General features: G+C 59.1%; 13 protein-coding genes and 1 tRNA gene. 9 read left to right on the top strand and 5 right to left on the bottom strand.

The features are described from left to right. Nucleotides 1-2 precede the first annotated feature (2 nt). Nucleotides 3-1,097, bottom strand: coding sequence for an AI-2E family transporter (locus ACR3E7_RS05570; RefSeq protein ID WP_480504277.1), 1,095 nt, complete (start codon nucleotides 1,095-1,097; stop codon nucleotides 3-5). A gap of 149 nt (nucleotides 1,098-1,246) precedes the next feature. Between ACR3E7_RS05570 and ACR3E7_RS05565 the strand changes: the two genes are divergently transcribed. Next, the gene (locus ACR3E7_RS05565) at nucleotides 1,247-2,101 is read left to right on the top strand and encodes a YihY/virulence factor BrkB family protein (protein WP_480506633.1); all 855 of its coding nucleotides are present in this window, start codon (nucleotides 1,247-1,249) and stop codon (nucleotides 2,099-2,101) included. Between the two features lie 108 nt (nucleotides 2,102-2,209). Continuing rightward, the gene (locus ACR3E7_RS05560) at nucleotides 2,210-2,398 is read left to right on the top strand and encodes a hypothetical protein (RefSeq protein ID WP_170769808.1); all 189 of its coding nucleotides are present in this window, start codon (nucleotides 2,210-2,212) and stop codon (nucleotides 2,396-2,398) included. On the opposite strand, the gene ACR3E7_RS05555 is transcribed toward ACR3E7_RS05560, so the two are convergent. After that, nucleotides 2,395-3,117, bottom strand: a complete 723-nt coding sequence (locus ACR3E7_RS05555) for an RlmE family RNA methyltransferase (RefSeq protein ID WP_480504279.1) — start codon at nucleotides 3,115-3,117, stop codon at nucleotides 2,395-2,397. The genes ACR3E7_RS05560 and ACR3E7_RS05555 overlap by 4 nt on opposite strands. After that, nucleotides 3,117-4,229 (bottom strand): Ppx/GppA phosphatase family protein, encoded by a 1,113-nt coding sequence (locus tag ACR3E7_RS05550; protein WP_170790851.1) that lies wholly within the window; start codon nucleotides 4,227-4,229, stop codon nucleotides 3,117-3,119. The genes ACR3E7_RS05555 and ACR3E7_RS05550 overlap by 1 nt, the downstream gene beginning before the upstream one ends. A gap of 240 nt (nucleotides 4,230-4,469) precedes the next feature. Here ACR3E7_RS05550 and ACR3E7_RS05545 point away from each other — a divergent pair, with 240 nt between their 5' ends. The 4 genes from ACR3E7_RS05545 (at nucleotide 4,470) to ACR3E7_RS05530 (ending at nucleotide 6,991) form a co-directional block, all read left to right on the top strand. Beyond that, nucleotides 4,470-4,766 (top strand): virulence factor, encoded by a 297-nt coding sequence (locus ACR3E7_RS05545; RefSeq protein WP_170769805.1) that lies wholly within the window; start codon nucleotides 4,470-4,472, stop codon nucleotides 4,764-4,766. A gap of 26 nt (nucleotides 4,767-4,792) precedes the next feature. Next, nucleotides 4,793-5,719 (top strand): methylenetetrahydrofolate reductase, encoded by a 927-nt coding sequence (locus ACR3E7_RS05540; RefSeq protein WP_480504280.1) that lies wholly within the window; start codon nucleotides 4,793-4,795, stop codon nucleotides 5,717-5,719. Nucleotides 5,720-5,728: 9 nt separating this feature from the next. Next, nucleotides 5,729-6,790 (top strand): methyltetrahydrofolate cobalamin methyltransferase, encoded by a 1,062-nt coding sequence (locus ACR3E7_RS05535; RefSeq protein WP_170769803.1) that lies wholly within the window; start codon nucleotides 5,729-5,731, stop codon nucleotides 6,788-6,790. 127 nt (nucleotides 6,791-6,917) lie between these two features. Further along, nucleotides 6,918-6,991: transfer RNA gene (locus ACR3E7_RS05530), tRNA-Gly, on the top strand. A gap of 11 nt (nucleotides 6,992-7,002) precedes the next feature. On the opposite strand, the gene ACR3E7_RS05525 is transcribed toward ACR3E7_RS05530, so the two are convergent. Together ACR3E7_RS05525 and ACR3E7_RS05520 are read right to left on the bottom strand one after the other, a co-directional pair. Next, the gene (locus ACR3E7_RS05525; RefSeq protein WP_480504281.1) at nucleotides 7,003-7,860 is read right to left on the bottom strand and encodes a class I SAM-dependent methyltransferase; all 858 of its coding nucleotides are present in this window, start codon (nucleotides 7,858-7,860) and stop codon (nucleotides 7,003-7,005) included. Between the two features lie 24 nt (nucleotides 7,861-7,884). Further along, nucleotides 7,885-9,930: an ASKHA domain-containing protein gene (locus tag ACR3E7_RS05520; RefSeq protein ID WP_480504282.1), complete on the bottom strand. Its 2,046-nt coding sequence runs from the start codon at nucleotides 9,928-9,930 to the stop codon at nucleotides 7,885-7,887. Nucleotides 9,931-10,147: 217 nt separating this feature from the next. Between ACR3E7_RS05520 and guaB the strand changes: the two genes are divergently transcribed. From guaB to ACR3E7_RS05505, 3 genes are all read left to right on the top strand, one after another. After that, the gene (guaB, locus tag ACR3E7_RS05515) at nucleotides 10,148-11,596 is read left to right on the top strand and encodes an IMP dehydrogenase (protein ID WP_170790858.1); all 1,449 of its coding nucleotides are present in this window, start codon (nucleotides 10,148-10,150) and stop codon (nucleotides 11,594-11,596) included. Nucleotides 11,597-11,669: 73 nt separating this feature from the next. Further along, complete coding sequence (locus tag ACR3E7_RS05510; protein ID WP_480504283.1) at nucleotides 11,670-12,827, top strand: RsmB/NOP family class I SAM-dependent RNA methyltransferase; 1,158 nt, start codon at nucleotides 11,670-11,672, stop codon at nucleotides 12,825-12,827. Between the two features lie 105 nt (nucleotides 12,828-12,932). Then, on the top strand, nucleotides 12,933-15,224 hold the full coding sequence (locus tag ACR3E7_RS05505) for an ATP-binding protein (protein ID WP_480504284.1): 2,292 nt from the start codon (nucleotides 12,933-12,935) through the stop codon (nucleotides 15,222-15,224).

The following is a 15,224-nucleotide window of genomic DNA, read 5'->3' as shown; positions in this document are numbered from 1 at the left end:
GTTCACCCTGCGCGCGGGTCTTCGCCCAAGCTTCCATCCAGCGACATCATGATCGCAATCGGCCTGAGTGCTGGGATATGGCTGAACACGATGAGAATGCAGACGGTCAGCGGCACGCTGAGGAACGCACCAATCATGCCCCAGACCGTGGTCCAGAAGGTCAGTGCCAGAATGACAAGGAAGGTCGACATGTTCAGCGATCGCCCCAGCATGGCAGGGTCCACAAAATTGCCGATGAGGAATTGGATGGTGCCGCACCCCAGCACGATGATCAGGAACGGACCGATGCTTTCAAATTGAACCAGCGCGATCATGGCCGGGAAAATGACCGCAATGATCGAGCCGATCGAGGGGATGAAATTCAGCGCGAAGGTTAGGACGGCCCAGGTCTCGGCATATTCCAGCCCGAGAACACGGAAGATCGAATAGCTGATCCCGGCCGTGACCAGGCTGATAAATGTCTTTACCCCCACATACCGTTGCAGACTAAACGAAATGGCATCCAGCACCGCCGCGAAGTCTGCTCCGGTTTGAGGGTTCCCCGCAACCAGTTGTATTTTCTTGCGAAACGCCAACCGCTCGGCCATCAGGAACGCAACATAAAGGCTGATCAGAAAGAACTGATTCAGCAACGAGGTAGCGCTGCCCAGCATTACGCGCGCGACATAGGACATGTCGATGCTGATCAGATTGTCACGGATAAAGCTTGTAACGTCATTGCCCACCAGCCCCGCGATCCGGTTTACGGCGCTGTCGAATTGATCTTCGTAGGTGTTGATCGAGCGGGCAAACTGTGTCGCCTGACTGCCCAGAATATACATGATCATGAACAAACCGGCCAAAACAACGATAACACCGGCGATGTTGGCAACCCAGACCGGCACGCGCGTGATGGAGATGACACGATCGCTGACCGCGATGATTAGAACGTTGATCAGCAAGGCCATGGTCAGCGGGATCAGAAAGGCGGACCCAGCATAAAGGCCCAGCACCACCAGCGTGGCGACTATCGCGGTGTCACGCACGACCGACAGGCGCAGTCGCGGTCGTGTCACATGTGGTTCCTGATCCAAAGGCATCGTTTTGTCTGTTGCCATTCTAGCTGTCTTGAGAAGCCGATTTACTGCTCTGATCCTGCACAGCCGAGCAGGATTATGCAATGCACGCAAGCGTTTGGGAGTATTTATTTGCGTTGAATCGGGTTTTGACGGTTCTGTGATCCGGCGCGCCGCGTTAAGATTTGGACATGAGCGCCAATATGATTCCTTCCGCAAAACGACCCCTTCAGGCGCTATGGCTGGCCTTTGGCCGGTTCAGTGCCAAAAACGGAATGGTCATGAGCAGCCATGTTGCCATGTCCCTGATGCTGGCCCTGTTTCCCTTCGTCCTGTTCACAGTCGCCTTGGCGGGGACACTGTCGCAAGACTATGTCACCAATGAGTTGATCGAGCTGATTTTCGGCGCCTGGCCCAAAGATGTCGCCGATCCGATCGTGGCCGAGCTGAGAGCAGTTTTGCAGGCTTCGAACTCCAGCGTAATCACGCTGGGGGGGCTGTTGGCAGTGTTTTTCGCCTCGAACGGGGTGATGGCAGTGCGGGCGGCGATGAATCAGGCTTATCATGATCAAGACAGTTGGCCGTTTTGGAAAACCCGCCTTTACTGTCTTGGACTGGTGATTGCCGGAGGAGCGACCGTTCTTGCGATTGCTGCAGTCGAGGTTGTCTTGCCAGTATATACAAGGCTTGTGTCCGAAAAAACGGATGTGAACGTGTCCAATTGGCTGTCCGTGGATCGGCTGCGCTGGACCTTTACAGTGGCGGTCCCAGCGGGGCTTGTGATGCTGGCCCATCTTCTGCTGCCGACGCGGTGCCACAAGCTGACGCAAATCCTGCCCGGCGTGGCGTTGACGCTTGCGCTCTGGGCGGCGGGCGGGTGGGGCTTCTCGATCTATATCGGGCAGTTCGCCTCGTACAACGCGACCTATGCGGGGCTGGCCGGAGTGATGGCGGCACTGATTTTCCTGTACCTCTGCGCGGCCATGCTGATTTTGGGGGCCGAGTTCAACGGGGCGTTGATGGATCTGGGCGAGGCGGCGGACTAGCTTCACCACATCCCGGCGCTGTGCTGCCTTGTTTGGGTCATTTTCCCGGCAAACTCTGCGTGTATCGGTACAGACAAGGTCAAACCCGTCTGTGTTAAAAGGTGCCCAATGTCAGATAAACCGGTTCACACGTCGCAACTGCAACGCCCGCTGTCGCTGGCACAGCGGATCGAAGATTTGCGGACCCGCAAGCCGGAATACCTCAACCATGGGGACGCGCTTTTGATGCAAGGGATTGCTACCGCATCGTTGCGCCAGCAGGTTCTGGCAGGAGACTTCCTGTCGATGGAAGATTAAGTCTCGCCGCGAAACCCTGTCGCCACAACGAATTTTTCCGAACTGTCGGACCGCGAGGCAGGCGGTTTCACGTTGGCGACCTTGGTGAATTTCTGCTTAAGCAGCTTTTGCAAATCGCCCTCGGCCCCTCCGGCCAGAACCTTCGCGACAAATGTGCCGCCTTCTTCCAGCACATCAAAGGCGAAGTAAGCGGCAGTTTCACACAGTGCCATGATGCGCAAATGGTCGGTTTGCTTGTGCCCGGATGAGGCAGCGGCCATGTCCGACATCACCACATCAGCCTTGCCGCCCAACCACTCTTTGACCTTCTCGTCGGCATCGTCTTCCATGAAGTCCAGCACATGCGCGGTTGCGCCCGCGACGGGTTCGACCTCCTGCAGATCAACGCCCAGTACGGTGCCGATCCGCTTGCCGCTTTTCTCGCCAAGCGCGTTCGCTCTTTTGACAGCCACCTGCAACCAACCTCCGGGCGCGCAGCCCAGATCAACGACGCGTGCACCGGGAACTAGAAAGCGGAATTTATCGTCCAGTTCCAATATTTTGAATGCTGCACGCCCTCGGTACCCCTCGGCCTGTGCGCGTTTAACATAGGGGTCGTTCAATTGCCGTTCCAGCCAGCGGGTCGAGCTGAGTTTACGCCCACGCGCCGTCTTGACCTTAACCTTCAGGTCGCGTTGCCCGCGACCCGAGTTGCTTTTTCCAGTTGGTGTCTTCGCCATCAGAACGGTCCGTCTTCCAATACGCCGTCCGCGCTCATCTGCGCATAAAGCAGTCCTTCACGCAGCCCCCGGTCCGCCACGGAAAGGCGGTCGGTGGGCCAGCAGCGCAAGAGGGCCTGCAAAATGGCCGAGCCGGACATGATCAGGGCCTGCCGGTCGTCGCCAATGCGCGGGTCCCGGCGTCGACCCTGAGGGCCGAGTTCTAGATACCCTCGTATCACTTTGTCAATCTGATCGCTGGTCATGCGCAAACCGTCTACCTTGGTCCGGTCATAGCGCTTCAACCCCAGATGTGAGGCAGCCACGGTCGTAACCGTCCCGCTGGTGCCAACGATCTGGAACCCTTCGCGGGCCTGTTCGTCCTTGTAAGGCGCAAAATCGGCGAGGTTCTCTTCAAAAAACCAGCTCATCAGAGCAAAGCGGGCTGAATCGTCCTCAACATCGTTGAACTGATCACGCAGCGTTGCCACACCCAGCGGAACGCTGATCCAATCCACCACCTTGGCCGCAGGGAACGGGCTTTCGGCCGGGTGAAACCCATGGTGCAACCGCATGATCGCGGCAGGCCGGTCACGGCGCGCAATGGATGAGATATCGATCCACACCAATTCGGTCGAGCCGCCGCCGATATCGACCACCAGCAACTGCTCGGTCTTGGTCGACACGAGCGGCGCGCATGAGATCACGGCCAGGCGTGCCTCTTCCTCGGGCTGGATGATCTCAAGCGTCAGGCCGGTTTCGCGCTTAACCTGACGGATGAAATCACGCGCGTTCTTGGCGCGGCGGCAGGCCTCGGTCGCGACAAGGCGCATCCGTTTGACTTTGTTGCGTTTCAGCTTCTGCTGGCAGATGCGCAAAGCCTGAATGGTGCGCGCCATCGAGGACCGAGACAGCCGTCCGGTCCGTTCGAGCCCCGCACCCAACTGCACGGATTTCGAGAAACTGTCGACCACATGAAAGCCGCTGCCCTTGGGCTGGGCAATCAACATGCGACAACTATTTGTACCCAGATCCAGCGCCGCATACAGCGCATCGGGATCGGGCCTTGCCGGCGCGGGGCTTTCGACCGCCTTCGGGAACGCGCCCGCACCTTTGGGACGCTTGGGCGCCATCTTCAACGCCCTCCGATTTTCGAGTTACCCCGACCATAGGTCGCGCGTTCTTGTCGCGCAAGACGCTCATTATTGTGATGAGGATTTTGATATGCGCGTTTGATGCCGAATTCGTTACAACCCCGGTATCCCGTCGTAGGCAAAACGTCGTTTGAAATGCGCCTTGTGTCGAAAACCGACCGACCTGCGACCATATAGATGTTTAGAACCGGTCCATCTGGTTAGGAGGAATCATACGCGATGCCTGACGTCACCATCGTTTACTGGCGCGACATCCCTGCTCAAGTCATCGTCGGCAAAGGCCGTCGAGGTGCCAAGCGGCAGTTGGAGGAGCGGTTCGAACAAGCCATCGACCGAGCGGCGATGAAGGTGAATGCCAAGGACAGCGATGCCTATCTGGCCGAATGGCGCAAAGCAGATCCTTTCGCGGTCGAGGGCGAGCCCTCGGAGATCGCCGAAGCCGAAGCAGCGCGTCTGGAAGCGGAATATGATCAGGACCGTATCAAAGCGCTGATCGCAAATGACGGTTGGGCATGAGCCCAAAATCTATATGGGAGGCCGCTATGGCTTTGCTGAACTTCAAAAAACGTGATGCCGCCGAAAACGGCCCTGTGAACCCGACCGTCGAAGCCTTTTTGCAGGGCTATTCGATCGAGGTGATGCCGCGCACCGCCGAAAAGGTCGAAGATTTCCGCGCGCTGCTGCCTGAAGGCACTCGCGTCTACATCGCCCATATCGAGGGCACGCCCATCGAGGACATGGTCAAGACCGCCAAGCGCATCGCTGCCGAGGGCTATCCGGTGATGCCGCACTTCCCCGCGCGGATCATCAAAGACGCCGCGACGCTGGAAAACTGGATTTCGATGTATCAGGGCGAAGCGGGCGTTGAGCAGGCGCTGCTGCTGGCCGGTGGTGTCGAGAAACCCCATGGCGATTTCCACAGCTCGATGCAGCTGATGGAGACCGGTCTGTTCGACAAGGCAGGCTTCAAGCGTCTGCACGTGGCAGGCCACCCCGAGGGCAATAAGGATATTGACCCGGACGGTTCGACCAAGAACGTGGAAGATGCGCTGCGCTGGAAACAGAAATTCAGCGAAACCACCGACGCCGAAATGGCGTTGGCCACTCAGTTCGCCTTTGATGCCAAACCGATCATCGCCTGGGCCGACAGCCTGAAAGAGGCAGGGATCGATCTGCCGATCCATATCGGTATCGCGGGTCCGGCCAAGCTGCAAACCCTGATCAAGTTCGCCATCGCCTGCGGCGTTGGCCCCTCGTTGAAGGTTCTGCAAAAGCGTGCGATGGACGTGTCCAAGCTGCTGCTGCCCTACGAGCCCGCCGATGTTCTGACCGAGCTGGCCAACCACAAGGCGGCCAACCCGGACTTCAACATCACCAACGTGCATTTCTTCCCACTTGGCGGTATCAAAACCAACGCCACCTGGGCCATCAACAACGGCGGCGCTTCGGCAAAGCCTGCAAACTCCTAAGGAACGGACATGACCCGTACTGTCGTCGAATCAAAAACAAAAACCGCCGTTCTGGGCTTTGACGAACCGTTCTGCGTGATCGGTGAACGGATCAACCCCACGGGCCGCAAGAAACTGGCTGCGGAACTGGAAGCGGGCGATTTCTCGACTGTTGAGAAAGACGCGCTGGCACAGGTTGCGGCAGGCGCGACCGTTCTGGATATCAACGCGGGTGTTGTCTACAACTCGAACCCCAACCCGAACGAGACCGAGCCGCCGCTGATGACCAAGATCGTCGAGTTGGTGCAGGGTCTGGTCGACGTACCGCTGTGCATCGACAGCTCGGTTCCTGGTGCTCTGGAAGCCGGTCTTGAGGCGGCTGAAGGTCGTCCACTGCTGAACTCGGTCACCGGTGAAGAAGAGCGCCTGGAGCTGGTTCTGCCGCTGGTCAAGAAATACAACGTGCCGGTTGTGGCGATCTCGAATGACGATACCGGGATTTCCGAAGACCCCGATGTACGGTTCGACGTGGCCAAGAAGATCGTGGAACGTGCAGCCGATTTCGGCATTCCGGCGCATGACATCGTGGTTGACCCGCTGGTCATGCCCATCGGCGCGATGGCAACCGCTGGCCAGCAGGTTTTTGCGCTGGTCCGTCGTTTGCGTGAAGAGCTGGGCGTGAATACCACTTGCGGCGCGTCCAATATCTCGTTCGGCCTGCCGAACCGCCACGGCATCAACAACGCCTTCCTGCCGATGGCGATGGGCGCAGGCATGACCTCTGCGATCATGAACCCGGTCGCGCTGCCCGTTGGCCCCAAGAAGCTGGCTGAAAAGAAGGCCGAAGTAGAAGCCAAAGGTATCATTCTGCCTGCGGATATGGATGATGAGACTTTCTGCCAACTGTTCGGTCTGGGCTCGACCCAGCCGCGTGCCGGCAAGGAAATGGAGGCTATCCGCGCCGCTAACCTGCTGACCAACAATGACCCCCATGGCGGGGCATGGATCAAGTTCAACAAATCACCTGAAGAAGCCGCAGCAGCCGGTGCTGCAGGCGGTCGTCGCGGCGGTGGCCGTCGTCGTCGCGCCTGATCCGTCGGCAAGAAAGAACAGAAGGCCGGGCCAACTGCCCGGCCTTTTTTGTTCTGGATTTTCTTGTCCTTTGGTGAAGGTTGCGACTTGTGTTTGGGAAAGCGGCAATGCTATCCCCAACCCCGCGGCGGGTATGATGTAATGGTAGCCTGTCAGCTTCCCAAGCTGAACGCGCGGGTTCGATTCCCGCTACCCGCTCCAGTTTTCCCAGATCACGCGGCCCGGCGCGCCTGAAACAGGTTGATGATTGCCGGGATTTCGATGCCGTTTTCGGTGTCGAATTGCTCAAGGTTTTTGGCAACGTCGGCTTCAATGGCCGCTACATCCTCGTCGGTTCCATTGAAATGGCCGATCACACGGGCCGCCGGTCCAACTTGCGTACACAGCGCAGCGGTGCCCGGCACACCGTTGAAACCAGGCAAGGACAATGGCACGGGGTCTGCCTTGATGTCGGTCAGTCCAGCGTCGTTCATCATCCCGGCGACATAGTCCAGATCGTGAAAGGCAAGCGGTCCGGGGGCAAATCGGCCATATTTGGGCGGATTGCCCAGCCGCGCCGTGGCAGAGACGTGAGGAATCTTGAACCAAGGATTGCCTGCAAGTGGCCCCCATGCGGCAAAAGTCATCTGTCCACCGGGTTTCAGCGCGCTTGCGATATTGCGGAATGCTGCAACCGAGTCCTGAAAGAACATGGCCCCGAACCTCGAAATCGCAGCATCGAACTCGCATTCCAAAAAAGCCTGTGTCTGGGCGTCAGCGTAAAGAAAACTCATATTTGTCAGGTTTTCAGCGCGTGCGCGCTCCTGGGCGCGGTCCAGAAAGGCCTGCGAAATGTCTGCGCTTTGGACATGACCCGAACCGCCGACACGCTTCGCCGCTGCAAGCGAACTGACGCCGGTGCCACATCCGATGTCCAATACCCGCATACCTTCGACAATATTGGCGCGGCTTAGAACAAGGTCCAGCACTGGGGTGAATACGTGATCCAACTGATCCTCGTATGTCAGCCATTTCACGCCCGACGGCGACTTGCCCCAATACTCAGCCTGTTCTTCGTTCGGTGTGTGCATTGGGGCCTCCGTCGTTTGATCCGACTATGACCTGCGGCGGCGACGACGGCCAGATTTTTCGTCATCCCCGCCGCCGGTGTTGAAGGACGGCGCGGGCAGGGTGACCACCTGCGCCAGTTCTGGGAACGGGTCGGTTTTGTGCGGGATCGCGTTGGCGGCAACGAAATGTTCCTGAAACTTTGGCTCGATGGCGGTTTCGACCTTGGTGATCTCGCGCACAACGCGCTCGATTTCCTTGCGCGATCCGATGTTGCACAAGGCGATCCGGGCACCGGTGCCAGCCGCGTTGCCCGCGCTGGAAACCTTGTCCAGCGGCGCGTCTGGGATCATGCCCAGAACCATCGCGTGTTTGGTCGAGATATGGGCACCGAACGCCCCGGCCAGAACCACGCGGTCAACGGTGTCGACCTCCATCTCATCCATCAGCAGGCGCGCACCGGCATAGAGTGCCGATTTCGCCAGCTGGATGGCGCGGATGTCACCTTGGGTCACGGTGATACGCGGGCCGCCCTCGGCGCTGGCATCGTGGATCAGATAGGCGTGGGTGCGGCCTTCGGGTACGCAGCGGGCGGTGCCGGTTTGCTCGGCGGACCCGATCAAGCCGCTATCATCCAGCAGCCCGGCGATGCGCATCTCGGCCACAGCCTCGATAATGCCCGAGCCACAGATGCCAGTGATCCCGGTGGTGGCGATATCAAGATCGAACCCGTCCTCATCGGACCACTTGTCCGATCCGATGATGCGGAAGCGGGGTTCCTTGGTTGCAGGGTCAATTTCGATGCGCTCAATCGCTCCCGGAGCGGCGCGCTGGCCGGAACTGATCTGCGCGCCCTCGAACGCGGGGCCGGTGGGTGAGGAACAGGCCAGCACGCGTGTGGTGTTGCCCAGCAGGATTTCGGCATTGGTGCCCACATCGACGATCAACACGAGGTCTTCGGACTTGCCGGGTTCTTCGGAGAGCGCAACGGCGGCACAGTCGGCGCCCACATGTCCCGCAATACAAGGTAGGATATAAACCTGCGCGCGCGGGTTCATCTTGGTCAGATCCATCTCACGTGCGGGCAAGGACATGCTCTCGGATGTGGCCAACGCGAAGGGGGCCTGCCCCAGCTCGACCGGGTCCAGACCCAGCAGCAGGTGGTGCATGACCGGGTTGCAGACGAAAACCGTCTCCACGATCAGCGCGGTGTCGATCCCGGCCTCCTCGGCGATGGAGATGGTCAGATCGTTGATCGCCTCGCGCACCGCGCGGGTCATTTCCTGATCACCACCGGGGTTCATCATGGCGTAGGACACGCGGCTCATCAGGTCTTCACCAAAGCGGATCTGCGGGTTCATCAGGCCAGACGAGGCCTTGACCTCACCGGTTTCCAGATCGGTCAGGTGGGCAGCGACGGTGGTTGAGCCAAGGTCGATGGCCAGACCGTACAGCCCTTGTTCATGCAGGCCGGGCCAAATTTCGACCACCTTGGCGACCTCATCCTTGTGGCCTTTGTGGACGGCTACAGTGACCTCCCATTTGCCTTTGCGCAGCACCGGTTGCAACTTGGCCATCAGCGACAGATCGGTGGTGACGGCCTCAATGTTCCACTGCTGGCGCAGGGCCCGTTCCAACCGCTCCAGATCGCCGGTGGGCGAGTGCATGTCGGGTTCCTCGACCACCACGAAATACAGCCGCGTCGCCGGGTCCATGGTGATGGCGCGTGCGGCAGCCGCTTTGCGGACGACCTGACGATGGACCTGAGACTCAGGCGGCACGTCGATCACGATATCGCCCTGAACTGTCGCCTGACAGCCCAGACGGCGGCCAGGCTTGAGCCCGCGTTTGTCGTCATAGCGTTGTTCAACCGCATTCCATTCGCTCAGCGCGTCCTCGGATACGGTGACACCGTGCTTGGGAAACTCGCCATAGCTGGGCGTGATCTGACATTTCGAGCAAATCCCACGCCCGCCGCAGACCGAGTCCAGATCGACGCCCAACTGCCGGGCGGCGGTCAGAACCGGGGTGCCGACGGGGAAATGCCCGCGTTTGCCCGAGGGGGTAAAGACGACAAGGGGGTCGGTGGTCATATCTGGCCTGCCTTTTGTATTCGCGCGTATGCCGGGGAAGATATGGGTTTGTGCGCAAAGGGAAAGGCCAATCAGCGGCACGTTTGTCGCCGGTTGCGTCGTTTTTTGCCGCGGCAATGTCCCGCAGGAGAAAACTAGTTCAGATCAGGGGCTTTCCCTTGGGTTCAATCCATGTCATAGGGTCGCCGTCAAACGGGGTTTTGCATGGGGTTAGCAGATGCAGATTCGTGAGGCACTCACCTTTGACGACGTACTTCTGGTTCCGGGCGCATCTTCTGTGCTGCCCGCGACGGCGGATACGACCACGCGTGTGACGCGTGAGATTACCATGAACATTCCGCTGCTCAGCTCGGCGATGGACACGGTGACCGAGGCGCGAATGGCGATTGCTATGGCGCAGGCCGGTGGGATCGGTGTGATCCACAAGAACCTGACGACCGAGGAACAGGCCCGCGAAGTGCGCCGGGTCAAGCGGTTCGAATCCGGTATCGTTTATAACCCCGTGACATTGCGCGCTGATCAGACGCTGGCCGACGCGCAGGCGCTAGTCGAGCGGTACAACTTCACCGGCTTCCCTGTGGTCGATCCTGATGGTCGCGTCGTGGGTATTGTAACCAACCGTGACATGCGCTTTGCGACCTCGGACGACACGCCGATCCACGCGATGATGACCACCGACAATCTGGCAATGCTTCAGGAGCCGGCTGATCTGGAAGAAGCCAAAAGTCTGATGAAGGCGCGCCGGATCGAAAAGTTGCTGGTCGTAGATGGCGCAGGCAAGCTGACCGGCCTGCTAACCCTGAAAGATACCGAACAAGCAGTGCTTAACCCCACAGCCTGCAAGGACCGTCTGGGCCGCCTGCGTGTTGCAGCGGCGACTTCGGTCGGGGACGCAGGTTTTGAGCGGTCCGAGCAATTGGTGGATTCCGGCGTCGACATCATCGTTGTGGACACCGCGCATGGCCATTCGCAAGGTGTGTTGGACGCGGTGAAGCGGGTGAAGACCCTGTCGAACGAAGTTCAGATCATCGCGGGAAACGTCGCGACCGGCGACGCGACCAAGGCACTGATTGATGCGGGTGCGGATGCGATCAAGGTTGGGATCGGGCCGGGCTCGATCTGTACCACGCGGATGGTGGCCGGTGTGGGTGTGCCTCAGCTGACGGCGATCATGGATTGCGCAGGGGCTGCCGGGGACGTGCCGGTGATCGCCGATGGCGGCATCAAGTTCTCGGGTGATTTCGCCAAGGCGATTGCCGCGGGGGCGTCCTGCGCCATGGTCGGTTCGATGATTGCGGGCACAGATGAAAGCCCGGGTGAGGTCATTCTGTATCAGGGCCGTTCGTTCAAATCCTATCGTGGCATGGGCAGCCTGGGCGCAATGGCGCGCGGCTCGGCGGATCGCTATTTCCAGAAGGACGCCGCCAACGACAAGCTGGTGCCCGAAGGGATCGAGGGGCAGGTGCCCTATAAAGGATCTGCCAGCGCGGTGGTGCATCAACTGGTTGGGGGTCTGCGCGCGGCCATGGGATATACCGGCTGTGCCACCGTGGAAGAGATGCGCAGGAACTGCAATTTCGTAAAGATCACGGGTGCAGGGCTGAAAGAAAGCCACGTGCATGACGTACAGATCACGCGCGAAAGCCCGAACTACCGGGTGATGTAAAACCTAAACCATTGCAGCACGGCGCTCGGTTTGGGCGCCGTTTTGCATTCTAGCCACATTATCGGACAGACCCATGATCCCAGCAGCCCGCGTACAGGCCTCGATCGAGATCCTTGATCAGATACTCTCGGGCGTTCCGGTTGAAAAAGCGTTGACGGGCTGGGCGCGGCGCAGCCGGTTTGCGGGCTCCAAGGATCGGGCAGCGATACGGGATCACGTATTTCAGGCGTTGCGGTGCAAGCGATCTTATGCCGCGTTGGGCGGGGCTGAAACCGGGCGTGGCCTGATGATCGGCGCGTTGCGTGCCGTTGGGGCGGATTTGGCTGAAACGTTCACGGGTCAGGGTCATGCGCCAGATGCGCTGACCGATGACGAAGCGGGTCGCGATTTCGCGTCGGATGCCGAGCGCTATGACATCCCCGACTGGTTGTGGCCCATGTTTCAAACGTCTCTGGGCGATGAGGCAGTGGCGGTCGCCCAGGCACTACAAAACCGGGCACCGGTTCACGTGCGGGTCAACCTGTCCAAGTCGGATCGGGCAGGTGCCATTGCCGCTTTGGCGACCGACGGGATTGCGGCGCAAGAACACCCGGCATGTAACACCGCGCTGGAGATTGGGGAGGGCGCGCGCAAGATTGCGCAAAGCCGCGCTTATTCCGAGGGTGTGGTCGAATTGCAGGATGCGGCAAGTCAGGCCGTTGTGGCAGCACTGGATTTGCGACCAGGTTTGCGCGTTCTGGACTATTGCGCTGGCGGCGGGGGGAAATCTCTGGCTTTTGCGGCCTATTCCGGGGTCGAGGTTTTTGCCCATGACGTAAACCCCGAACGGATGCGTGATCTGCCCGCGCGCGCCGAACGGGCCGCTGCGCGGATCAATATGCTGGCAACCGATGAGGTGGCGTCCCAAGCGCCTTTCGACATTGTACTGGTCGATGCGCCCTGTTCCGGCAGTGGATCATGGCGGCGGGCGCCGGCGGGGAAATGGGCGTTGGATGCGCAACGGCTGACTGAATTGACAGCGCTTCAATCCCGAATTCTGTCAGACACGTCTGTCTTGGTCGATGCGGGCGGTGTGCTGGCTTATGCAACATGCTCGATGCTGAACGAGGAAAACGGTGCCGTAGTAGATAAATTTACGTCCGCCCATCCTGACTGGTCAGAGAGTTTTCGCAAACTGTGGCTGGCGTCCCACGGAACGGATGGGTTCTTCGCAGCACACTTGACGCGATAGGTGGTCGCGAAATAACAACCTTGAGGAGAGTGTCTGAATTTCATTAAACGGACATTAACCTATTTTGGGCTCACTTGCGCGAACGCCCCAAGACCAGAGTTGTTTATGTCAGAAACCACAGATGTTTTTTCCGACCTCGCCCTTCGCAAAACTCCGGCAGTGGCGCGGCTGACGCTGTTGGCTGTTGTTGGAATTCTGGTCGCCATAGCCCCCTTGGCAGGCGTGTTGCCGGGCGGCTGGGGTGGGGGGTTTATCGTTGCGGGAATCTCGCTTTTAGCGGCAGGTGCGCTGGTTGCGGCACGCGGTGGCATCATGGATTGGGCCACGAGGAAATCCGCGGGGGTAATGGCAGCATTTGCGGAACAAGACCTGTTTCCCTGCATCACCGCCAATGCAGATGGCGTCATTCTGACTGCAAACACCGCCGCACGTGAACGGGTTCATGCAACGCCAGGCACGCGAATTGATAAGTGCCTTACGGCCATTTTTGCTAATCCGGCGGCGATTTTACTGCGCCTTCAGGCAATGGCCGAAATCCACGGCAAAGCGCGAGAAGAGGTTGTTTCCGTCGGTTCAACCGTTCCGATATCGGTGTTTGGGGTGAACAATGACTTGTTTTGCTGGCGGTTTCATCTGGAAGCGCCGGGTCAGTGGGAAGACGTTTCGGTCCCGGTAGTGACGCTTGGACGCAACGGAGCAGTGATACGTTCCAACAGGATGGCGAAATATCTTCTGGGTCAGACACCGGAAACAGCTAAACAGCTCCTTTCCAGTGAGCCGCCTGAGGATGGTAAAATCGTCTCGATTGACACCAAGGATGGTTCGGTTTCCGTGGTCACTAAGGAACTGTCCAAATCGGGATCGGTCGTCGACTTGGCTCTGGTTCCAGTGGACACTTCAAACACTCCTCGAACTGAGGCTCCGTTTGCTGACCTTCCGGTTGCCATCATGTGTCTGTCGCCGAACGGAGAAATTCTGGACGCCAACCGGCTGGCCGTGAAACTTGTTGGCGAGATCGTTCCAGGCCAGACAAATGTTGTCCAGATTATGCAGGGGCTCGGCTATCCCATCTTGGATTGGCTGGCCCGCGCAGCGGCCGAAGACAGCCCGCCAAGTTCGGAGTTTCTGCGCTTGCCACGGCAGGACAAAGAGATGTTCGTGCAGGTGACGCTGAGCCGCGTGGTAAATAACGGCGAGGTCTGCCTGATCGCGGTTCTGAACGATGCCACCGAACTCAAGACGCTTGAGGCACAATTCGTACAGGGCCAAAAGATGCAGGCCGTCGGTCAGTTGGCCGGGGGCGTGGCGCATGATTTCAACAACCTGCTGACGGCGATTTCGGGGCATTGTGACCTGTTGCTGCTGAGGCATGATCAGAATGATCCTAACTATGGTGATCTGGTGCAGATTAACCAGAATGCCAACAGGGCGGCAGCTCTGGTCAGTCAGTTGCTGGCCTTTTCGCGCAAGCAGACCTTGCAGCCCGAGGTGTTGGACTTGCGGGACACGATCTCGGACCTGATCCATCTATTGAACCGGCTGGTGGGTGAGAAAATCCGCCTGATCCTCAGCCATGATCCAGTGCTGAAACCGGTGCGCGCCGACAAGCGGCAGTTGGAACAAGTGTTCATGAACTTAGTCGTGAATGCCCGCGACGCCATGCCCGAAGGTGGCGAGGTGCGGATCGAGACTGAAGTGGTGTCGCTGACTGAGCCTCTGCGCCGCGATCGCGCTACAGTGCAACCGGGGGAGTATGTCACCGTCAAGGTGATCGATAGTGGTACGGGTATTCCGGCGGACAAGCTGCAAAAAGTGTTCGAGCCTTTCTACACAACTAAACGTACGGGCGAGGGGACGGGGCTAGGCCTGTCAACGGTCTACGGTATTGTGAAACAGACCGGCGGTTTCATCTTTGTTGACAGCGTTTTGGGCCGGGGAACCGAGTTTACGGTTTATCTGCCGGTCTCAGCCGCATCCGAACGTGTCGAAGAACCCGCCGTGCAGGCGCCGCAAACACAAGCTGCGCGTCAGGGTGAAGGCGTAGTTCTGTTGGTCGAGGATGAAGCACCGGTGCGCGCCTTTGCAACCCGCGCGCTGCGCCTGAAGGGCTATACCGTTTTGGAAGCAGATTCGGCGGAAGAGGCGCTGCATCTGCTGGAAGACGGGGCCCTGAATGTCGATCTCTTCGTCACCGACGTGGTGATGCCGGGCATGGATGGCCCAACCTGGGTGCGTCAGGCGATGAAAGACCGTCCAGATGTCCGCGTCATTTTCATGTCAGGATATACCGAAGGGGCATTTGGCGACTCGGGTCCCGAGCTTGCGCATTCGGCTTTCCTGCCGAAGCCGTTTTCCTTGAACGAACTGACCGAAGCGGTGTTCCAGCAATTGAACTGA

Source organism: Ruegeria sp. BK1, from assembly GCF_056535645.1.
This window is presented reverse-complemented; position numbering and strand designations above follow the sequence as displayed.